A 20465-nucleotide genomic window follows, 5' to 3' on the forward strand; every position below is an offset into this window, starting at 1 on the left:
GGGCAGCGTCAGCACATCCGGGAGCCGTCCGGCCAGCACGTCGCACACGGCCAGCTGGCCACGGCACCAGTGTCTCGAGCAGGTTCTGGCATCAGTCGCCCGGTTGTTGGTTGCCCCGGTGTCGCGTCGCGGCGCGTGGCCGCCGGACTGATGCCTAGACCGCGACCGGCCGAGCGGCCGGGCAGGGTGGGGTACTGACGAAGGTCAGCGCCGGGCGTGGCTGCTCGACGCAGGGTTCCGCATCACCATGCGGGCCCGCTGCATCTCGCGCGCCATGCCGCCCAGCCAGCGAACCAGACCTGCCATCGGGGCGTCCTCCACTAACTACGAGGGATGAGTCGACGGTCCTTCACCCGTTGTCAAATCCCGTTCACGACAACCGGCGCGAAACGGGCGGGGCGAAGCTGTCTCACCCGCCATGTCGTCGCAGGTAGCTCCTGCGTTTCCGGCAATTCATTACGTATCGATAACGAAGATTCGGCTGAGGTGCTCATCCGCCGACAGGGGCAAGTCCGAGGGGCTTCGTAGACGCTGCGCGTATGCCCCGGGCGGACTAATCAGCCGGGGTGGGCGCCGACGGTGTCGCGCAGATCCCCGGCCATGGCCAGGTCCGACTGGCGTGCGCAGTGCGCGCAGCAGAAGAACCGGCCGCTGGCTTCCACGCCGTGCCCCAGGATCCGGGTCCCGCAGTGCTCGCACTGCGGTGCGAGCCGCTGCGCGGCGCATTCGAAGCAGTCGAAGGTGTGCACCCCGCCGCCGACGGTGTGCACTTCGAAGGTCATCCAGTATTCGTTGCCGCAGACTTCGCAGGTCCCCATGGTGTTGCCTTTCTGCGGAAAAAGAATGGGAGTGGACACCCGCAGCATGCGGCCCTACTTATGGGTCAGCAACCGCGCCGCTGGTGGATTCCGGCGCGCCGCAGCCGCCCGCCGGCCGCCGTGATGTGCCAGCATGATCACGATCACGCCGAGGGAAATCGGGGGAGCACATGCACGACGACCGCCACATCGTCGAACAGCGCCTCGACCGGGTACTGGCCGAACGCCTACGACCTGCCTACTACTCCGAAGCACTGCCCTGCGAGGTCGCGGTCTGGCACGCGCCCGGCGAACCGGTGCCGGTCGCGGAGGCGCTGCGCGCCGATTACGCGCCCGCCGCCATCGGCGAAGCCTGGGGACCAGCGTGGGGCACCAGCTGGTTCCGGCTGACCGCGACCGCGCCGCCGCAGTGGGACGGCCGCGTCCTCGAAGTCGTGGTCGACCTCGGATTCGACGACGACCTCCCCGGCTTCCAGTGCGAGGGTCTCGCCTACAGCGCCGACGGCATCCCGATCAAAGGACTGCACCCCCGCAACACCCACCTGCCCGCCGGGCAGGACGCCGCCGGGCGCGAACGCACCTGGTACGTCGAGGCCGCCGCCAACCCCATCATCCTTGGACCCAACGGGTTCAAACCCACCGAACTCGGCGGCCAACCCATGACAAAGACCCCGCCGCTGTACCGGCTGCGGCGTGCAGAACTCGCCGTGCTCGATGAACCGGTGTGGCAGCTGGTCCAGGACGCCGAGGTGCTCGACCAGCTGATGCGGCAACTGCCGGCGGACTCTCCGCGCCGCCACGAGATCCTGCGCGCACTCGAACGCATGCTCGACCACCTCGACCTGCACGACATCTCCGCCACTGCGCCCGCCGCCCGCGCCGAACTCGCCGACACCCTGGCCCGGCCCGCCCACGCCAGCGCGCACGTGATCTCCGCCGTCGGCCACGCCCACATCGACTCCGCATGGCTGTGGCCGCTGCGCGAAACCGTCCGCAAGGTCGCCCGAACCACCGCCAACGTCACCGCCCTGATGGCCGAACACCCCGACTTCCACTTCGCGATGTCGCAGGCCCAGCAGCTGGCCTGGATCAAGCAGCACCACCCGCAGTTGTTCGACCGCGTCCGCACCTTCGTTCACACCGGGCAGTTCGTGCCGGTCGGCGGGATGTGGGTGGAAGCCGACACCAACATGCCCAGCGGCGAGGCCATGGCCCGCCAGTTCATCCACGGCAAGCGCTTCTACCTTGACGAGTTCGGCATCGAAACCCGCGAGGTGTGGCTGCCGGACTCCTTCGGCTACAGCGCTGCCCTCCCGCAACTGGTCGCGCTGTCTGGCTCGCGGTGGTTCCTGACCCAGAAGATCTCCTGGAACCAGACCAACAGGTTCCCCCACCACACCTTCTGGTGGGAAGGCATCGACGGCACCCGGGTGTTCACACACTTCCCGCCCGCCGACACCTACAACTCCGAGATCACCGGCGGCGAACTCGCCCACGCCGCAGCCAACTTCTCCGAACACGGCTACGCCACCCGCTCCCTGCTGCCCTTCGGGCACGGCGACGGTGGGGGAGGACCCACCCGCGAAATGCTCGCCCGCGCCTACCGCACCGCCGACCTGGAAGGCTCCCCGCGAGTCCGCCTGGACACCCCCGAGGAGTTCTTCACCGACGCAGAAACCGACCACGCCCGCCCCGCGGTGTGGTCCGGCGAGCTGTACCTGGAGATGCACCGCGGCACCTACACCTCGCAGGCCAAGACCAAGCAGGGCAACCGCCGCAGCGAACACCTGCTGCGCGAAGCCGAGCTGTGGTGTGCCACCGCCACCATCGCGACCGGCCGCGACTACCCGCACGAGGCACTGGACCGGCTGTGGGAACTGGTGCTGCTGCACCAGTTCCACGACATCCTGCCGGGCTCCTCGATCGCATGGGTGCACCGCGACGCCGAGGCCACCTATGCCCGCATCGCCACCGAACTCGAAGCGATCATCGACGGTGCGCTTCAAACCCTCGCCGGTGAACCCATCCGGCCGCTGACCTTCAACGCGGCCCCGCACACCCGCCACTGCGTCCCCGCGCTGGGTGCCGCCACCTACACAAACACCGTGGCACCCACCGCCACCCGCCACCCTGGCGGCGCCATCACCCTCGACAACGGGTTGCTGCGCGTCACCATCGACCACCGGGGGCTGCTGACCTCGGTGGTCGATGGTGACGCCGAACGTGAAGCACTGGCCGGCCCGGCGAACCTGCTGCAGCTGCACGCCGACCACCCCAACGCCTGGGACGCCTGGGACCTCGACGCGTTCTACCGCCACCACACCCGCGATCTCACCGACCTCGACGAGCTCGACCTCGACGGCGACACCGTCCGAGTTCGCCGCAGCTTCGGCAAGTCAACAGTGGTGCAGCGCATCAGCCTCGCCGCGGACTACCGCCGCGTCGACATCCACACCGACATCGACTGGCACGAAACCGAGAAGCTGCTCAAGGTCGCCTTCCCGCTGGACGTGCACGCCGACCGCTCGGCCGCGGAAACCCAGTTCGGGCACGTCATGCGCCCGACCCACACGAACACCTCGTGGGACGCGGCCAAGTTCGAGATCTGCGCGCACCGCTTCCTGCACGTCGCCGAACCCGGCTACGGCCACGCCCTGGTCAACGACTCCACCTACGGCCACGACGTCACCCGCGACACCCGTCCCGACGGCGGCACGACCACCACCGTGCGGCTGTCGCTGCTGCGCGCGCCGCGCTTCCCGGACCCCGACACCGACCACGGCCACCACCGGCTGCGCTACGCCCTGGTCGCCGGGGCCGACATCGGCGAGGCCATCCGCGAGGGCTACCGCATCAACCTGCCCGAACGCACCATCAGCGGCTCCCGTCAGGTGGAGCCGCTGATGGCCGTGGACAACGACGCCGTGGTCATCGAAGCGGTCAAACTCGCCGACGACCGCAGCGGCGACGTCGTGGTGCGGCTTTACGAGTCGCGCGGTGGCCGGGCCCGGGCACGGTTGAGCATCTCCTTCCCGTCTGCTTCGGTCACCCGTACCGACCTGCTCGAACGTCCGCTGGCCGAACCCGATACCAGCACCGACGCGCTGGACCTGCGGCTGCGTCCCTTCGAGATCCGCACCCTGCGCTTCGCACGCCCGACCCAATGACCACGCACCTTCCTGACGACGTGATCCGCAACGAGGACGGCCAACCGGTCGCGGTACTGGCCGCAGAGGCTGGGCTCAGCGAGGTCCCCGGCGCAATCGCGCGTATGCGGCAGCTGCGGCATGTCGACCTCGACGGCAACACCATCCGCCGCCTACCCGCATCGGTCGCGACGCTGCCGCAGCTGCACACCCTGCTGCTGCCGGATGCACTCGGCCTCGCAAGCGCCTGCCGTCGGTCCTCCTCGTCGCATGCCGCGGCTACAGGTCGGGTTCGCGTCGTGCTTGGAGGTCGCCGGAGGTGTGCAGGTCTACGCTTTCCATCGCTGTCCAGTACCGGTTGGCGTCGGTGACGGCCGTGGCCAACTCGTCGCTGAGCCTGGCCAGGTGCGTTCCGGCGATCCTGAGCTTGTCGGCGGGGTCGTCGCTGGTCGTGGCCTGTTCCAACGCCTGTTCGTCGAAGCGCCCTACCTGGTCGGCCAGCACGGAGCTGAGGTGGCCGAGCTGGGCGAGCGTGCCCACGATCGCTGAGCCGAAGGCATAGAGCTCACGCAAGGACGGCTGCGGGATTCTGGCCTGCTGGCTCACAGCCGCCGCCACCGCGTCGCGCCCACGGTGCAGCGATTCCAAAGGATGTTCCTGCTCAGACACGTGATGCCTCCTCCCCTTCGTCCGCCATCACCGCGGGGCCTACCGCGAGGCGCCTGCTGTTGCGGATCATCGCGGGTAGGCGCCGCTGCCGTGCCGGGCGGCAGCGAGTCCGGCACACGCCGGTGGCGTGCTAGCCGCTGGAGGACCCCTTCCAGCTCGTGCGTTCGCGCGCGTAGTCCCGCTGCCCGCGGCGGGTCGGCGGTCGTTTCGAGCTCGCCCAGCAGATGGGCGTGGCGCTTCTGCGCTGCGGCGCTCCGGCTGGCGTAGGGATCGGCTGCTGCCGGCTCCAGGTGGGACGAGGCGTGCGCCTTCGAGTGTCGGGGGGCGAGCAGGACCAGGCCCGCGCAGTCGGTGGCGGCCATCCAGTCATCGACCGTGGCCTCCGGTCCGGTCGCGCCGATCTCGTCCAGGCTGCCGATCACGCCCAGGTCGGTCTCGGCGGCACGGTCGGCGGGCACCAGCACGTTCCACCACACCTGGTGGTTGGTCACCGCCGCGGCCACGACCAGGGCCCCATGCCCGTCATGCTGCCCCAGAACCCATTCCACGGCGTCACCGGGCACGCAGACGACCATCGGCACACCGCCGATTCGGCAGGCGGGAAGCGTAGCCAGCCGGGCACGCAGCCGCTGGTCGGCGAGGACCTCCATCAACACCCGGGCGGTGTGTTCGCGCTCCAGCACTCGCGCGTCGAGGGCCTCGCGTACCCACAGCCCGTCGCCGGCGGCGTGTTCGGTGTGCTCGACCCACCCCGACCGCCTCCCGTCGCCGACGGCGGTGGCCACCATCAACTGCTGGGCCTGGCCCAGCGAAGACGCGCGCACGTGCACGGGAATCTCACCGTCGCACGTCGCATAACCACGCCATCGAACCTGGTGCTCCAGCTCGCACCGATACACGACATGCCGCGCTGCCATCGCCCCGCACCACCTTCCACCGACCTGATATTTCCCGAGACGGCACTACATACTGTTGAATCAGCAACCTTGCAAATCTGCTGTGGCAGTTCCAGAATAAGTGAGTCAGCGCTGTTGGCAAGAGGCCTACCAGCACAAACGCGGGAGGTGAGGCTGTCGGTCATTTCTCCCCGCGGAGTGCTGGGGCGCGTCCGGCCTCCGGCTCCGCTCCCCGCACTCCGCTGCCGATCATGTGTGAGTTGACGTTGAGCGTGTGAAAGGAGTGGTGGGTGATGACGCTGGCGTTTGACCCGTTCTTCCGTGACCTCAACCGGCTTGCCACCGAGGTGTTCGGCAGCGCCCGCGCACCCCAAGCCATGGCGATGGACGCCTACCGGGCCGGCGACAACTACGTGGTCGAGTTCGACCTGCCCGGCATCGACCCCGAATCGCTGGAAGTCAGCGCGGAGAACAACACCCTCACCGTGCGCGCCCAGCGCCGCGGGCGGCCAAGCGGGGAGGGCGATGCCGAGGTCAGCTACCTGACTGCCGAACGGCCCCGCGGCACCTTCTCCCGCCAGCTTTCGCTGGGCGGCGGTCTGGATGTGGACCACATCAGCGCCGACTACACCGACGGGGTGCTCACCGTGACCCTGCCGGTGGCAGAGAAGGCCAAGCCACGGCGCATCGAAATCGATCATGGCGGCGGCCGCAAGGTCATCGAAGGCTCCAGCACATGACCCCACGCCCAGGTCCGGCTCGCTGCACGGGCCAGACCTGGGCGTACCCCGATCTCGCGAGGTGGATATGACCGATCCTTCCCCGGCCGATCGTGCGCCCAGCGCCTTCGACAACGCCGACTACCCCGCCTACACCATGGGCCGCGCCGCCGAGATGCTCGGCGTCACCCCCGAGTTCCTCCGCAGCCTTGACGTCACCGGCCTGCTCACCCCCGACCGCTCCGCTGGCGGGCATCGCCGCTACAGCCGCACCGAACTCGCCCTCGCCGCCCGCGTCCGCGAACTCCTCGACGGCCACACCATCCTCTCCGCCGCCTGCCGCATCGCCGAACTCGAACGCGATCTGGCCGCCGCCCACACCCGCCTCACCGAACTCGAAAAAAGCCCCAGCGGTGGAAAACACCCTGACCACACGGTGCCAACACCCAAGCGGGCTACTCAGCCTCCGACGCCGCGCAGCTGATGACTCGGTGCGGTGCCACCCCGATCGACTCCACTGGCGGCGAGCATCGTCATCAACTACAACTCGCGGCTCGGGCAGGACAAAATGCTGTCGCTGACGCGCTGGCCACCGCGTAGCGCAGGAGGCTGTTTAAGGGCCCTCTCACCGACCTTGGCGCGAGGGCCCCACCAGCGTCAGACCATCGATCACGACACCGATAGCTAGCAACATCCGACGAGCCACCCACACACCCCGCAGCACCATAGACACCCCCAAACCGGAGGGATCAGGACCGAGACTGCAAAAACCGAACCGCACGCAGCAGCGCCGCGACCCGGGAATTGCTGGCTACAACCCCACCAACATCAAGTCAACAAGCCACCACATGAGATGGCCCAGATGGCTCGATCACGTCACCGAGCGCCGTCACGACCGAACCGCCACTGCGTCCCTGACTGTGACCGATCAACCACCGCGGAAAGGGAAGTGCGCCAGATGGACCGGTTCGTTTAGTTCCTGCGCCGGCAGCTCGGCATCGACCTCGAACTACTGCGCGTCGCTAGGGAAGACGCCGAAACCGGCTCCACCGGCGCATGCCTGATCACCCCGATCCGGGGATTCCGCGAATGCGAACTCAAGGCTCGCCTGCTAACCACCCACCACCACTGCGGCAGCGGCGAAGGTCCGTGCGACGCGCTGGGGGAGAGCTATCCGCCGGAAGATGAGCGCGGCTGCCCCATCCGGGCCCTGCTCGGCCTGCCCTATGCAGATCGCCCCGGCTACAGCGCCCGCTGGCGCCCCTGATGCACAGACGCGTCATGGCATTCCCGCAACCCATCACGGCAAGAATCTCCAACTCCCGAGCCACGAGTTGATTCGACGCTTCGTCTGAGCGTGACGGTCCCGTCTGTGGTCGCAAATGGGTGTTTCGCCGAGTTGCGAAGAGGCTGTCAGTCCAATGTGGAACAGAAGTGGCAAACCGAGAAGACACCACTCCTGCCACCTTCAACATACAACGGACTGGGGGGCTTGCGGCAAGACCCAGGTCGTACCTCAGAATCACCGGCCGAAAGCCAGAACCTGCAAAAAAAGAGGAGTTGCGAAGTGCGTGTGCTGTTGACGACGTGGGGATCGCGCGGGGACGTCGAACCGCTGGCGGGACTCGCGGTGGCATTGCGGGAACTCGGCGCGCAGGCGCGGATTTGCGCGCCGCCGGACAAGGAGTTCGCGAAGCTGCTGGAACGTGTCGGCGTGCCGTTGGTGCCGCTCGGACCAACGGTGCAATCGGTCGTCGCCAACCCGAAGCCACCAACGGCACAAGACGCGTTCCAGCTCGCTCCCGCGCTGGTCGCCGCGCGGTTCGACACGCTCACCGCGGCGGCCGAGGGATGTGACGCGCTGCTGGCGACCGGCCTGATGCCAGCTGGCGCACGGGACGTGGCCGAGAAACAGGGTATCCACTACACGCTCGCGTGCTTCCATCTCCTCGGGCTGCCGTCGCGGCACTTCCCTCCAGGGAGGCGGCCGGGCACACCGTCCCCGCAGGAGGAGACCGACAACCGGGTGCTGTGGGAGCAGGACGCCCAGAGGGTGAACGCCTTGTACGGCGAGGCGCTCAACAACCATCGGGCGGCGATCGGCCTGCCACCGGTGGACAACGTCCGCGACCACGTCCTCACCGGCCAGCCGTGGCTGGCGGCGGACGCGACGCTGTGTCCGTCGCAAGGCATGACAGACCTCGACATCGTGCAGACCGGGGCGTGGATCCTGCCCGACGAACGCCCGCTCCCGGACGGGCTGAAGGCGTTCCTGGACACCGGCGAGCCACCGGTGTACGTGGGCTTTGGCAGCATGGCCTCCCACGCCGCGAAGGACATCGCCCGGGTGGCCATCCAGGCGGTCCGGGCGCAGGGCCGCCGGGTCCTCCTCGCCCGCGGCTGGGCCGAGCTGACCCCGATCGACGACGCCGACGACTGCTTCGTCCTCGGTGAAGTCAACCAGCAGGCACTGTTCCGCAGGGTGGCCGCCGTCGTGCACCACGGCGGCCGCCCGAGCCGGCGCGCCCCAGGTAATCGTGCCCCAGATCGCGGATCAGCCGTACTGGGCCGCCCGAGTGGCCGAGCTGGGCATCGGCGCAGCACACGAGGGCTCGACACCCACCGTCGACTCCCTGTCCGCCGCGCTCACCACCGCCCTAACCCCCAAGACCCGAACGCGATCCAGGACCTTGGCCGGCACGATCCGAGCCGACGGGGCGTCGGTGGCCGCGAAACTGCTCCTCGACGCAGCCAGCCGGAAAAAGCCGCCCGTAACCGTGTGAACCACACGCAATCGTCGAGCCGCGCCGCGCGCCGCACAAGCTCAAGATCCAAACGGCAGAGCCAGACATTCCCATGGGGCAGCTCGACCATGGACAGTGGGCTGGCGCGAGAGGCCAACATCCTGAAACGCCGCTGACCGGTACTTCCCTAAAGCGCTACTCGTGTTGACCACTTGCTCGGGCCCACTTCTCCGACCGCGCCGAAGGCTCATCGGCCACGGCAGCCCCGCGGAGAGGTTGAGCAGTGCGACGGCCTCGCCCCGGCGAGCGGGTTCCTGCGCCGTCATGGGGCTTGAGTAGCAGCCGAACAGGATCCTCCGCTAAGAGCTGGAGGGCTGGGCGCGGCCCCGATCTTGCAGTTGTGGATCTTGAGGCGTGCCGGTGGAGTTCTTGACCGATGAGCAGGTGGCCCGGTTCGGGCAGTTCGCTGACGAGGCGCCTTCGCAGGCGGAGTTAGAGCGGTTCTTCTTCCTCGACGATGCCGACCGTGAGCTGGTCCGGCGGCATCGTGGCCAGCACAACCGTCTCGGGTTCAGCCTCCAGCTTTCGACGGTGCGATATTTGGGTACGTTCCTGGCGGATCCGCTGGTGGTGCCCACCGTGGTGGTGGACTTTCTTGCGGAACAATTGGAGATCGGCGACCTGTCGTGCGTGAAGTCCTACGCCGAGCGGCAGGCCACCCAGTGGGAACACACGGCGGAGATCCGCCGCGAGTTTGGCTACCGGGACTTCGCCGACGCTGCCGATGAGGTGGATGAGTTTCTGGCGGCCCGTGCGTGGACGCGGGTGGAGACCTCGAAAGCGCTGTTCGACGCCACGGTGACGTGGCTGCGGCAGAACCGGATCCTGTTGCCGGGCGCGAGTGTGTTGGCTCGCCTGATCGCCGGGCACCGCGACCGCGCCACGGAGCAGATGCACGCCGGACTGCACCAGGCGGCCATCAACGCCGACGCCGAACTACCGAACCGGCTGACCGGACTGCTTGCGGTGCCGGAGGATTCCCGGATCTCCGAGCTGGAACGGCTACGACGCGGGCCGACACGGGTATCGGGGCGGAGCATGACCGAGGCACTGCACCGTGTCTCGGAGCTGACGGGCCTGGGCGCGGACGCGGTGGATGTCTCCGCAGTGCCCGCGAACCGGTTGGAGGCGCTGGCCCGTGACGGGCTGTCGGCCAAGGCGCAGGCCATCGACCGCCGTGAGCCCAAACGCAAGGTGGCCACCCTGGTCGCGACGGTGCGAAGCAGGTTCCTCGGCGGTCGATGACGCGCTGGACGTGTTCGGGGTGCTCATGGCCACCAAGCTGATCAAGGCGGCCGAGCGCACCAGCCGAGAGACGAAACTGGCCACGCTGCCGAAGCTGACCAAGGCATCCGCCACGCTGGCCGCTGCGGCGTCGGTGTGGCTGACCGCGGTGGAAGAGGCCGGCGAGACCGACGACGGCCAGGCGGCCGAGCTGGATATGACCAGCGTGTGGGCCGCAATTGAGGAGGTCGTGCCCCGGCATCGGCTGGCCGCCGCCGTGGAAACCATCGAAGAACTCGCTCCCGCCGACGCCGACGATGATGCCGCCTGGCGGGCCGAGTTGGTGTCTCGATGGGCAGTGGTGCGGCCGTTTCTGCCGCTGCTGGCCGAGGTCATACCGTTCGGTGCGACCCCGGCCGGACAGCCGGTGCTGGACGCGGTGGCCGAGCTGCCCGAGTTGATCGGCCGCAAGAAGGTCCGCGTCAGTGAGATCCGCGAGGACCTGGTCGTGGGCTCGTGGCGCAAACTCGTGACCGCCGGCGAGGATTTCGAGCCTGGATGCGCGGACAAGCACGCCTACGCGCTGTGCGTGCTGGAGGCCCTGCAGCGCGCGCTGCGGCACCGCGAAGTGTTCGCGCGTACTCGAAACGCTGGGGTGACCCGTGGGCACGGCTGCTGGAAGGCCCCGCCTGGGACCGGATCCGGCCGAAGGTGCTGGTCGGGCTGAAACTCACCGACGACGCGACGTCGCACCTGGACGAGCAGGCCGCGGCGCTGGATGCCGCCTGGCACAGCCTCGGCGCCCGCATCAGCACCACCGCCGGTGATGGTCGTGTGCGCGTGGAGCCCGGCCGGGACGGGCGCGCCCAGATCCGGGTCGACAAGCTGGAGAAGCTCGACGAGGCGCCGTCGCTGCTGGCGTTGCGGGACCTGACCGAGCAGATGATGCCGCAGGTCGACCTGCCCGAGCTGCTGCTGGAGGTCCACGCCCGCACCGGCTACCTCTCGGAGTTCACCCACGCCTCCGGCGGCGAATCTCGCATGGACGACGCCGAGTTATCGCTTGGGCGACGCCGAGTTATCGCTGGCAGCCGTGCTGGTCGCCGAAGCCACCAACGTCGGCTACAAACCCGTGGCCCGACCCCGCCACCGGGCGCTGAACCGGCCACGGCTGTCGCACACCGAGCAGAACTACGTGCGCGCCGAAACCTTGCGGGCCGCCAACGCCCGCCTGATCGAGGCCTAGGCCGACATCCCCCTGGCCCAGCTCTGGGGCGGCGGCATGGTCGCCTCGGTGGACGGGCTGCGGTTCGTCGTCCCTGTGAACACCGTCTACGCCGCCCACAACCCGCGCTATTTCGGGCGCCGCAGGGGCGCAACCTGGCTGAATGCGATCAATGACCAGGTCGTCGGGATCGGCGCCACGGTAGTGCCGGGTACGCAGCGGGACTCGCCGTACCAGCTGGACGTGATGCTCAACCCCGACCACGGCCGCCGCCCGGAGCTGGTCACGTCAGATACCGCTGGGTATTCGGACATGGTCTTCGGGTTGTACCGAATCTGCGGAATGCAGTACGCGCCCCGGCTGGCAGGACCGGTGGGTGCGGTGAACCCTCCGAACTGGCGTTGGACCACCTGGTCGATGACGGATTTGCGCGCCTGGAAGCCGCCGCCCTCCAGCCGTCGGCGCAGCTGAGCGCGTTGGATTTTGCCGAGGCTGGAGCGGGGAATATCGGCCTCGGCGATGGGTAGGACAAGAGTGGGGCGGAATCCCCAATGCTGTGCAGGATTACGCCGTTGCGCACGGTGATGATCAGCCGGTGCAGGGCGGCCTCGTCGGTGTCAACGAGGTCCGTCGCGAAGAACATCGCGAGTTGCTCGGTGTCCGCCCCGTCGGGCCGGGTGGGCACGGCGGCCACCGAGCCAGCCCGTACGCCGTCGAGCCTGCCCAGTGCGGCTTCGAGCTCGTGACTGTAGTAGTTCACGCCGTTGACGATGATGCTGTCCTTGCTCCGGCCGGCCAAGATGAGGCGGTCATCGTCGGGTTTGCCGAGGTCGCCGCTGCGTAGCCAGCCGTCGGCGGTGATTGCTGCCGCGGTGGCTTTCGGGTTGCGGTAGTAGCCGGGGGTGATCATCGGGCCGGCGAAGTGCACGTGCCCGACCTGTCCCGGTGCCACGGGCCGGTCCGCGTCGTCGACGACGCGGATGCGCAAGCCGTCGATCGCGGTTCCGAGGTTGGCGAACTCCTGGCCGTGGTCGTGCCGGGGGAAGTCGTGCGAGTAGGTGCAGCCCGCGCAGGTCTTGGTCATTCCGAAGGCGGGCCACAGCGCACCGCGGTGGAGGCCATGGGGTTCGAGGAGGTCGAGGACGCCGCGGCGGTAGCGCTGACGATCGCCTCGCCGCCGCTGACGATGTGCCGCAGCCGGGACAGGTCGAGGTCGTCAGTGATGGGCTCGTCCGCGAGGGCCTTGGTGATCAGTGCGAGCAGGAAGTTGAGCGTGAAGGTCATGGTGACCCGGTGCCGGGAGATCAGCCGGAGAAACTCGACCGGGTCATCGAGGATCGTCGCGGGTTCGGCGTGCACCTGCGATGCCCCGGCGAACAGCGGCAGGAGATGACACTCCAGCAGCGCGGCCACGTGGTCGAAGGAGACCCAGTTGAGGCTGACGTCCGTCGAGGTCAGGTTGTGGTGGCCGTTCTTGGCGGCCATGGACGCCACCAGGTTCGAGTGCGTCAGCATGACCGCCTTGGCGGCGCCGGTCGAGCCGGAGGTCAGCACCAGCAGCGCGATATCGCGGCCCGCCGCGTGGTGGACGTCCCGCGCGGGCTCGTCTGCGGCGAGATCGCCGACGTCAGCGGTCACGAGGCCGGGGACGGGCGGGAGATCGGCGGCCCTGGCGCCGTTTGTCACCAGCAGCGGCCGCTCCAACAGCCCGTGCGCGTGGGCGAGGTGTTCCGGCCAGCGACCCCGGTCCGCAGGGAGCGCGATTACGCACGGGACGAACCCGCCCAGGACGCAGGCCCAGAACAGCGGGACGACTTCCTGCGGCCGGTCCAGCAGCAGGATGACCTTGTCACCTGGCTCGAGGCCGTGTCCTCGCAGTCCGGTGAGGAATCGGCGGGCCACGTCGAGGAGGTCTGCGTGGGTCTGGTTGGTGTGGCGCGCACGGTCCGCGTAGCGAATGATGTTGTGCGGGTGGTCGTCTGCGGCCGCCATCAGGATGTCTGACAGCGTGGCCGGTCCCGTGGTCGCGTCAGTGGCCGGTCCGGGCATGGACTATCTCCTTGGGCGCGGTCGATGCGGGTGCGGCACTGTTTCGCGGACGCTGCCAGGTGACGGGAAGCTCTTCGACGCCATAGACCACGGACGCGTGCTTGAAGGTCAGTTCACGCATCGGGCAGTCGAGCGCCAGTGTGGGGATGCGGCGGACGAGGGTGCCGAAGGCGACCTGCAGTTCCACCCTCGCCAGCGCTTGCCCGATGCACAGGTGGGTGCCGTGGCCAAACGCGAGATGGTGCCGCGCGCGGCGGCCGATGTCGAAGGTGTCCGGGGCCGGGAAAGCGGTTTCGTCCCGGTTGGCGACGTCGGTCGCTACGACCATGCCCTCGCCCGCGCGGATGAGCGTGCCGCCGATCTCTAAATCGGCAAGGGCGACGCGGCGGCGCCCGGACTGGACGATGCTGAGGAAGCGCAGCAGCTCCTCGACCGCGTTCGCCAGCGTGGCGGGGCCGTCGGCGTTGCGGACGGCCCCGGCGTGACCGGGGTTCGCCAGCAGTAGTGCCATCCCCACGGCGATCATGTTCGCGGTGGTCTCGTGTCCGGCGACGAGCAGCACGTGGGCGATCGAGGCGAGTTGCTCACGGGTCATCCGCCCGGTGCCCAGCTCGTCCACGGCCAGTCTGCTCAGCAGGTCGTCGCGCGGCTCTTCGGCCTTACGGTTGATCAGGACGCCGAGGTAGTCGAGCAACTCCTCGGTCGCCGACAGCACGCGCTGTTGGGACGCGTGGCTGGAAATGACCGTGTTGCTGGCCCGCTGGAAGGAACTCGTGGTCGGCGTAGGGGATTCCCAGCAGCGAGCAGATCACCTGGACCGACATTGGAAGCGCCACCGCAGTGACGAGATCGGCCGGGTCCGGACCGGCCAGCATCGCCGCGATCACGTCGTCCGCGATCCGCTGGATATGCGGCCGCCGGGCCTCGCTGCGGCGGACCGTGAAGTCCGCCGCCAGAAGCCGCCGGTAGACCAAGTGCTCCGGATCGTCCATGTCCAGGAAGGTCCGCACCCGCCGCCGCTGCGCGGCACCGCCGGCACTCACGTGCGGGTAGCCGGGTAGGTCCGGGTTCGCGCTGGTCCGCCGATCCGCGAGTACCATCCGCACGTCCTCGTACCGGGTGATCAGCCACGGTGTACTGCCGTCCCACAGCCGCACCCGCGACACCGGCGCGTCCCGCTGAAGGCGTCCTAGCCCGGGCGGAGGATCGAACGGACACCCCCGGGCCATCGGGTAGGCGGGAACGGTCGGTGGCGTCATCGGGGTTCCGGTCCCGAGCCGGCAGCGTGCAGCCGGGGGACTTGCAGCTGGGCCCATGGACTGAACAGATAAGGCAGGCGGCCGACTGTCGCTACCAGGTCCGCCCATTCGGCCCAGCGCCATTCGCATACCTCGCCGGGCTCCGGACGCGGGTCCGAATCCGCGACGGCGGTCCACACCGGGCAGAACTCGTTCTCCACACGATCCCGCTCGCGTCGACGGCCCGATACCGGAAGTTCGGGAGCACCGCGCGCGGGGCGGTGACAGTGAGGCCGAGCTCCTGCCGTCCCCGTCGCGCGACGGCGTCCGCCATCGGTTCGCCGGGGCCTGGGTGGCCGCAGAACGTGTTGGTCCACACACCCGGCCAGGTCTTCTTGCCGAGTGCCCTGCGGGTCAGCAACACCCGGCCGTCAGGCCCGAAGACGTAGCAGGAGAACGCCAGATGCAGCGGGGTGTCCGCGGTGTGCACGCTCGCCTTGGGCGCCACGCCGGTCTCCGACAGCTGTTCGTCGAGCAGGACGACCATCTCCGCATCCGAATGGTCATCGGCCACCACGGCCACCGCGGTCGTCACGAGACCCGCGCCGAGCCGTCAAGGCCGGCATAGACGGTCACCACGGGATCCGTGGGTTGTTTGTAGCTCACCCAGCTCAGCCTGCGACCGCTGGCCAGGTCGGCGCCGGAGACCGCGGTGGCGAGGGCATTGAACGGCTCCGGTGCGATGCCCGACATCTCCAGCAGATCCACGACTCGCGTGCTCGCTTCGGCGTCGTCGCCGATGTTCGGGTCCAGCGGGCAGTACAACGTGACCGAGGCAGGCTCCTGGCGGTTTCCCTGGAACGACAGGCACGTCATCGGAGCCTTCGCCAAGCTGTCGACGGGCTTGTCATAGAGACGATCGAGGATTTTGGCGAACAGATCCGGCTGATGGTCCTGCGCCAGCCGCGCGACCCGCTCGACCTGCTCTGGCCCGCAGCCGCTGTGCCGAAGGTAAAGCTTTACCCTGGCCTCAGGCGTGTCGCCGAGATCGAGCGCGAACAACGCGATCTCCTGGTGTGGCGAGTCGAACCCGCCCCTCTTTAGATGCTCGGCGAGGAGTGCCCAATGCGTGTCCAGTCCCAGTCGGCTCATAGCCTCCCCGACGACCTGGTGTGGCCGTGGCTGGCCGAGGGCAGGGTTCAGGTACACCTTGAACAGCGGGGTCCCGCCGGCCCGCAGCGCCGCAGCGCACAGCATCGAGAACGAACCGGCTGACGGCGTCCCAGCGAAGAGATCCGCGACGAGGCGGAACCGGCTAACGTCGATGTCCAGGACCTTGTTCACTCGCTCGACGAAGTGATGCCCTGCCTCACGTAGAGACGGCGGGGCCGGTCCAGTGTCCAGGGGCTCGAACAGCAGCCGCGCTTCCGCTCCGGACCGGGTCGTCGCGACCGAGAACTCCATCGGTGAGCCGTCGTTCGCGGCAAACGAGTGGTGCCGTTTGAACCGTTCTACCGGCTCATCCGCCCACGCTCCCAGCAACGAGCCCACGAGATCGATCTGACGCGCGGCGGTCTCATCTGCCGGTGCGATGGTCCTGCTCACCAGCTGAAGATGCGTCGTAGCAATGTCTCGGTACGTTACCGGCAAATGACCGACGACAACATTCGCCCAGGTTTTAGCACGGCCTGTAGCCAACGCCACGCCCTGGCCCCCTCACGATCAGGCAGCAAATTGTCAGCGCAGCTTTTCAACTCCTGGTTGACGTCTTCAAGTCCTCGGGTCCGGTTTTGGTCTACTGGGCAGTAGGGCTGCGCTAAAGGCTCCCCGCGTCCTCTGCAGGTAGCGCCCGACGACCAATCAGAACCGGCATGCTGTACCTGCGAGCGGCTGGTACCCGGCCTGGCATCAACGGGTCGCGTGATCTTCGCGCGTCCGCCGACAGACCCGGCACGAGCTGCGCGAGCTCACACTCCATGCCATTGCTTGTGCCTCTGGACCACTGAAGACGATGACGTCTCGCTGTGCGCCGCGCAGAGGTGCGTAAGCTCATCGTCTTCGTTGCAGCACCGCGCCGTCCCGCGGCGATTTCACGGACCCCCGGAGGTGGCATCGCGGCGGCGCTCGGGGCCGAGCGCGAGGCGACGGGCGGGGCCCCGGGGCGCATAGCAGCGACCGGCTCGGTCGATCGGCGGTAGGTGGCGAATTCTCAAGGGAAGTGGCGAGGAAGATCGCCGCATGGTGCCGACGAGGCAGGAGAGGCAAGTGGGACGACCGGGCGTGGAGGGCTTGGAGGCTGTGTTTGCCCGCCGAGGACGGTGTTGAGCAGCGCGTCCCGTGGCCCTTGATGCCCGAGGTGGTGGCCGAGCTGGGTCGTCCGGTGCGGTCGTTCCCGTCGTACCGCGGGCAGCGGAACTATCCGGGTTGGTACTGGTCGGGCACGATGGGCGCCCGGATCGGGTTCGAGTCGTGGGTGGAGCGGGACCATCTGGTCGCCCTGGACTTCGACCCGACGGTGAGGCGGATCGTGTCGCAGCCGTTCTGGCTGTGCTGGACCACGCCGGCCGGGAAGCGGCGGCGGCATGCCCCGGATTTCCTGATGCTGGTGGAGGACGGCTCCGCCGACGGCGCGGTGCTGGTTCTGGACTCCCGGCCGCTGGAGCTGATCGCCGAGGATGACCGGGCTGCGTTCGACGCGACGGACCGCGCGTGCGCGCTGCTGGGCTGGCGATACGCGGTGTGGGACCGGCTGGATGGCGTGGTAGTGGCTAACCAGAAGTGGCTGGCCGGCTACCGGCATCCGCGCTGTTACATCGAACCGGTCGCCGAGCGGCTGCTGGAGGTGTTCACCCTGCCTCGGCCGCTGATGGACGGCGCCGAGGCCGCCGGTGACCCGCTGGGCACGCTGCCGGTGCTCTACCACCTGCTCTGGAACCGACTGCTGCTGATAGACCTGTCGCTGGTGCTGTCGGACCGCACGATCGTGCGCACCGCGCCTGACAGCAGCCGGGGCGCACGACCTGGTGCTCGCCGAGCAGGCGGTGGTGGCCGTGGCTGAGCGGCCCAACGTCCTGCGGATCAACGATCGCGTCGTGTTCTCCGGCGCCACGCACACCGTCGTGGCGATGTCCGGCGCGACGATCCGGCTTCTCTCGGCGGCCGGGCAGACCACTGTGGTCGCCCTGGCCTACCTGCTCGGGGCGGAGGACTTCGAGCTGGTCGGGGTGCCGTCCCGGCGCCGAGGATCGACGCGCACAGCCTGCTGGACACCCTGCCCGAGCCGGTGCTGGTCGCGGCGCGGACCTGGGAGCGGCACCTGGTCGAGGTCGAGACGGGCCTGCCGCCGGACGCCGAGGACGGTGCGGTCGGCCGCGCCGAGTACGACCCGGCGGCGAACTCGCTGGCCGCGCGGGAGCGGGCGAAAGCCGACGAGCTGACCGCGGCCGTGACACAGAGACGAGCATCCGCACGGTCCAGCGGATGCGGCGCCGTTACCGCGACCAGGGCATCTGGGGCCTGGTCGACGCCCGCTACATGCGCAAGGCGAAGCCGACCGGCAACGTCGACGCCCGTGTGGTCGCGGCCGCGGTGATCGAGGCACAAACCGGGACCTCGACCGGCACGAAGTCCCGCGCGATCCGGCAGATCCGCCAGCTGCTGGAGGACGAGAACGGCCCCGGCGTGGTCCCGATGCCTTCGCAGGCGACCTGCTACCGGCTGCTGGAGGTCCTGGCGGCCGGGAAGTACAGCTTCGGCTCGGCGGTGACGCGGCGGCAGGCGGCGAACAAGCCCGCCGGCGCCTACACCGCCACCATCGCCGCGCGGCCCGGCGAGCAGGTCCAGCTGGACGCAACGCCGCTGGACGTGATGGCGGTGATGGACGACGGCGTGATCGGTCGCGCCGAGCTGGTGCTGTCCATCGATATCGCTAACCGCACCATCTAGCTGGGACGCCGCGCTCGCGATGGCGGCGTCGCGCATCCCGCACCAGCGGCTGGTCAGCCTGGACGCGCGGATGGCGATGGCCGCCGCGAAGCCGGTGATCGTGCCGGACACCGTGGTCATCGACCACGGCAAGGTGTTCCTGTCGGAGGTGTTCCTGCGCGCCGCGGACACGCTGGGCATCTCGGTGCAGCCCGCGCACCAGCAGACCGCGACGGACAAGGGGATCGTGGAGCGCACCGTCGAGTCGATCAACACGCTGTTCTGCCAGCACGTGGCCGGTTACACCGGCCGGGACACCACCCGCCGCGGCCGCGACGTCGCCGAGCGTGCGGTCTGGTCGCTGGCGGACTTGCAGGAACTCTTCGACGAGTGGGTGATCGCAGGGTGGCAAACTCGGCCGCACGAGGGGCTGCGACACCCGTTCAATCCTGATCAGGCCGCTTCGCCGAACGACGCCTACGCCGCACTGGTCGCCGCGGCCGGCTACGTCCCGGTGTCGCTGACCGGCGAGGACTACATCGAGCTGCTGCCCGCGGACTGGCGGGCGATCACCGACGCGGGCATCCAGATCGACTACCGCACCTACAACAGCCGAGAGCTCAAGCGCTACTCCCGCCAGAACTCCGGCGTCGCAATCCGCGGCGGGCGCTGGGAGGTCCACTTCGACCCCTACGACGTCTCCCGGATCTGGGTGCGCAACCACCACCACGGCGGCTGGACGCATCGATCCGTTGTCGGGCAACCCTTCGCGGACTTCACCTGGCGCGCGTCACGGCGGATCGCCGCGCAGCGCGGCGTCGACGACACCAACGAGATGGCCGTCGCGGTCATCCTCGCGGCGCTGCTGCGCCGCGCCGAGGAAGGCCCCGGCGTTGAACGTGCGCTCGCCTGGTACACCTCGGCGCGGGAGATGACCGACATCACCGAGCTGGCCGTCGAACCCGCACCGCCCGCGCCGGAGCCGGTGCTGCCCGCCTGGCCGGCCCGCGCCGCGCTACCCGCACCGGCGCCGGAGGCTGAACGGGACCCCGAAGAGCCGGGCTTGGCGGCCGATGAGGTGGTGCCGTTCGGCATCTTCGACCCGTTCGCCGACGACCTGGAGGCGAGCCGGTGACCAGCACCTACATCGAAGCCGTTCGGCACCCGCTGGCCACCAAGGAGGGCTGGGCGTCGTTCACCGCGCAGGCCGCCACCTCGACGCCGCCGCGGCTGCTGCCCGCCGCCGACTTCGAACGGCTGGACGGGTTCGAGCGCGAGGTCTACAACGACGCCCGCTAGAACTTCCACTCGACGCTGCTGCTGGTCGCGACCCCGGACTTCAAGAAGATCATCACCACCGGGTCGAAGCTGCTCATCAACAACCGCGGCAAGCAGCTCGGCCGCCGCGGGCTGCTGGTCTCCGGCGCGTCCGGGACCGGGAAGTCGACCTCGATCACCCAGCTGGGCAAGAAGTTCCAGATCGAGACCGAGCGCCGTACGCCGGGCGTCCGCGACCGCATCCCGGTCGTTTACATCGTCTGCCCGGCCGACGCCACGCCGAAGATGCTGGCCACCGAGATGGCGATCTTCCTCGGCCTGCCGGTCGCCGAGCGGGACAGCCCGCAGTCGGTCGCCCACTCCGTCGCCGCGGCTGCACCGGCGGCACAAGCCCGGCACGCTGATCGAGCTGGCGCCCTACCTGCACGCCCGCACCGGTGGCATGATCGGCAGCCTCGACCAGCTCATCCATGAC

Annotated in this window: 22 protein-coding genes and 2 pseudogenes; 15 read left to right on the forward strand and 9 right to left on the reverse strand. The window is 68.9% G+C overall.

The features are described from left to right. Positions 1-557 precede the first annotated feature (557 nt). Complete coding sequence (locus ACWDKQ_RS26735; RefSeq protein ID WP_450141546.1) at positions 558-818, reverse strand: Prokaryotic metallothionein; 261 nt, start codon at positions 816-818, stop codon at positions 558-560. Between the two features lie 170 nt (positions 819-988). On the opposite strand from ACWDKQ_RS26735, the gene ACWDKQ_RS26740 reads away from it, so the two are divergent. Next, positions 989-3985: an alpha-mannosidase gene (locus tag ACWDKQ_RS26740; protein ID WP_450141523.1), complete on the forward strand. Its 2997-nt coding sequence runs from the start codon at positions 989-991 to the stop codon at positions 3983-3985. 258 nt (positions 3986-4243) lie between these two features. Here ACWDKQ_RS26740 and ACWDKQ_RS26745 read toward each other — a convergent pair whose 3' ends face one another. Together ACWDKQ_RS26745 and ACWDKQ_RS26750 are read right to left on the reverse strand one after the other, a co-directional pair. Next, complete coding sequence (locus tag ACWDKQ_RS26745) at positions 4244-4570, reverse strand: hypothetical protein (RefSeq protein ID WP_450141524.1); 327 nt, start codon at positions 4568-4570, stop codon at positions 4244-4246. Then, a complete protein-coding gene (locus ACWDKQ_RS26750; RefSeq protein ID WP_450141525.1) occupies positions 4567-5550 on the reverse strand; it encodes a hypothetical protein in 984 nt (327 codons plus the stop codon). Before ACWDKQ_RS26750 ends, ACWDKQ_RS26745 begins: the two co-directional genes overlap by 4 nt. A gap of 272 nt (positions 5551-5822) precedes the next feature. On the opposite strand from ACWDKQ_RS26750, the gene ACWDKQ_RS26755 reads away from it, so the two are divergent. From ACWDKQ_RS26755 to ACWDKQ_RS26790, 8 genes and pseudogenes are all read left to right on the forward strand, one after another. After that, a complete protein-coding gene (locus ACWDKQ_RS26755) occupies positions 5823-6269 on the forward strand; it encodes an Hsp20/alpha crystallin family protein (RefSeq protein WP_450141526.1) in 447 nt (148 codons plus the stop codon). Positions 6270-6336: 67 nt separating this feature from the next. Then, positions 6337-6732 carry a MerR family transcriptional regulator gene (locus tag ACWDKQ_RS26760; RefSeq protein WP_450141527.1) on the forward strand — a complete coding sequence of 132 codons (396 nt, stop codon included), beginning with the start codon at positions 6337-6339 and terminating at the stop codon, positions 6730-6732. Positions 6733-7260: 528 nt separating this feature from the next. Beyond that, a complete protein-coding gene (locus ACWDKQ_RS26765; RefSeq protein ID WP_450141547.1) occupies positions 7261-7515 on the forward strand; it encodes a DUF6221 family protein in 255 nt (84 codons plus the stop codon). 300 nt (positions 7516-7815) lie between these two features. Further along, positions 7816-9031, forward strand: a pseudogene (locus tag ACWDKQ_RS26770) (glycosyltransferase). A gap of 375 nt (positions 9032-9406) precedes the next feature. Then, on the forward strand, positions 9407-10297 hold the full coding sequence (locus ACWDKQ_RS26775; RefSeq protein ID WP_450141528.1) for a DUF4158 domain-containing protein: 891 nt from the start codon (positions 9407-9409) through the stop codon (positions 10295-10297). A 10-nt stretch (positions 10298-10307) separates the two neighbouring features. Then, complete coding sequence (locus ACWDKQ_RS26780; RefSeq protein WP_450141529.1) at positions 10308-11003, forward strand: hypothetical protein; 696 nt, start codon at positions 10308-10310, stop codon at positions 11001-11003. Then, positions 10988-11677, forward strand: a complete 690-nt coding sequence (locus ACWDKQ_RS26785; protein WP_450141549.1) for a hypothetical protein — start codon at positions 10988-10990, stop codon at positions 11675-11677. The genes ACWDKQ_RS26780 and ACWDKQ_RS26785 overlap by 16 nt, the downstream gene beginning before the upstream one ends. Further along, the gene (locus ACWDKQ_RS26790; RefSeq protein WP_450141530.1) at positions 11559-11972 is read left to right on the forward strand and encodes a Tn3 family transposase; all 414 of its coding nucleotides are present in this window, start codon (positions 11559-11561) and stop codon (positions 11970-11972) included. Before ACWDKQ_RS26785 ends, ACWDKQ_RS26790 begins: the two co-directional genes overlap by 119 nt. 478 nt (positions 11973-12450) lie before the next feature. On the opposite strand, the pseudogene ACWDKQ_RS26795 reads toward ACWDKQ_RS26790, so the two are convergent. The 6 genes and pseudogenes from ACWDKQ_RS26795 to ACWDKQ_RS26820 form a co-directional block, all read right to left on the reverse strand. Then, positions 12451-12585: pseudogene (locus tag ACWDKQ_RS26795) on the reverse strand (hypothetical protein); the annotation flags it as partial. Further along, the gene (locus ACWDKQ_RS26800) at positions 12582-13550 is read right to left on the reverse strand and encodes an AMP-binding protein (protein ID WP_450141531.1); all 969 of its coding nucleotides are present in this window, start codon (positions 13548-13550) and stop codon (positions 12582-12584) included. The pseudogene ACWDKQ_RS26795 and the gene ACWDKQ_RS26800, both read right to left, overlap by 4 nt. Then, complete coding sequence (locus tag ACWDKQ_RS26805; RefSeq protein WP_450141532.1) at positions 13531-14265, reverse strand: cytochrome P450; 735 nt, start codon at positions 14263-14265, stop codon at positions 13531-13533. The genes ACWDKQ_RS26800 and ACWDKQ_RS26805 overlap by 20 nt, the downstream gene beginning before the upstream one ends. Continuing rightward, positions 14210-14809, reverse strand: coding sequence for a hypothetical protein (locus tag ACWDKQ_RS26810; protein WP_450141533.1), 600 nt, complete (start codon positions 14807-14809; stop codon positions 14210-14212). Before ACWDKQ_RS26810 ends, ACWDKQ_RS26805 begins: the two co-directional genes overlap by 56 nt. 91 nt (positions 14810-14900) lie before the next feature. After that, complete coding sequence (gene idi / locus ACWDKQ_RS26815) at positions 14901-15383, reverse strand: isopentenyl-diphosphate Delta-isomerase (RefSeq protein ID WP_450141534.1); 483 nt, start codon at positions 15381-15383, stop codon at positions 14901-14903. Continuing rightward, a complete protein-coding gene (locus ACWDKQ_RS26820; RefSeq protein WP_450141535.1) occupies positions 15380-16393 on the reverse strand; it encodes a tryptophan dimethylallyltransferase family protein in 1014 nt (337 codons plus the stop codon). Before ACWDKQ_RS26820 ends, idi begins: the two co-directional genes overlap by 4 nt. A gap of 697 nt (positions 16394-17090) precedes the next feature. Here ACWDKQ_RS26820 and ACWDKQ_RS26825 point away from each other — a divergent pair. From ACWDKQ_RS26825 to ACWDKQ_RS26850, 6 genes are all read left to right on the forward strand, one after another. Next, positions 17091-17846 (forward strand): TnsA-like heteromeric transposase endonuclease subunit, encoded by a 756-nt coding sequence (locus ACWDKQ_RS26825; RefSeq protein ID WP_450141536.1) that lies wholly within the window; start codon positions 17091-17093, stop codon positions 17844-17846. Then, a complete protein-coding gene (locus ACWDKQ_RS26830) occupies positions 17839-18225 on the forward strand; it encodes a hypothetical protein (protein WP_450141537.1) in 387 nt (128 codons plus the stop codon). The genes ACWDKQ_RS26825 and ACWDKQ_RS26830 overlap by 8 nt, the downstream gene beginning before the upstream one ends. Before the next feature lie 43 nt (positions 18226-18268). Further along, the gene (locus tag ACWDKQ_RS26835; protein ID WP_450141538.1) at positions 18269-18733 is read left to right on the forward strand and encodes a hypothetical protein; all 465 of its coding nucleotides are present in this window, start codon (positions 18269-18271) and stop codon (positions 18731-18733) included. Positions 18734-18752: 19 nt separating this feature from the next. Beyond that, positions 18753-19847 (forward strand): Mu transposase C-terminal domain-containing protein, encoded by a 1095-nt coding sequence (locus ACWDKQ_RS26840; RefSeq protein ID WP_450141539.1) that lies wholly within the window; start codon positions 18753-18755, stop codon positions 19845-19847. Further along, positions 19844-20011 (forward strand): hypothetical protein, encoded by a 168-nt coding sequence (locus tag ACWDKQ_RS26845; protein WP_450141540.1) that lies wholly within the window; start codon positions 19844-19846, stop codon positions 20009-20011. Before ACWDKQ_RS26840 ends, ACWDKQ_RS26845 begins: the two co-directional genes overlap by 4 nt. 75 nt (positions 20012-20086) lie before the next feature. Further along, positions 20087-20464: an ATP-binding protein gene (locus tag ACWDKQ_RS26850; protein ID WP_450141548.1), complete on the forward strand. Its 378-nt coding sequence runs from the start codon at positions 20087-20089 to the stop codon at positions 20462-20464. Position 20465: the final 1 nt, after the last annotated feature.

It is taken from the genome of Saccharopolyspora sp. NPDC000995 (assembly GCF_053599315.1).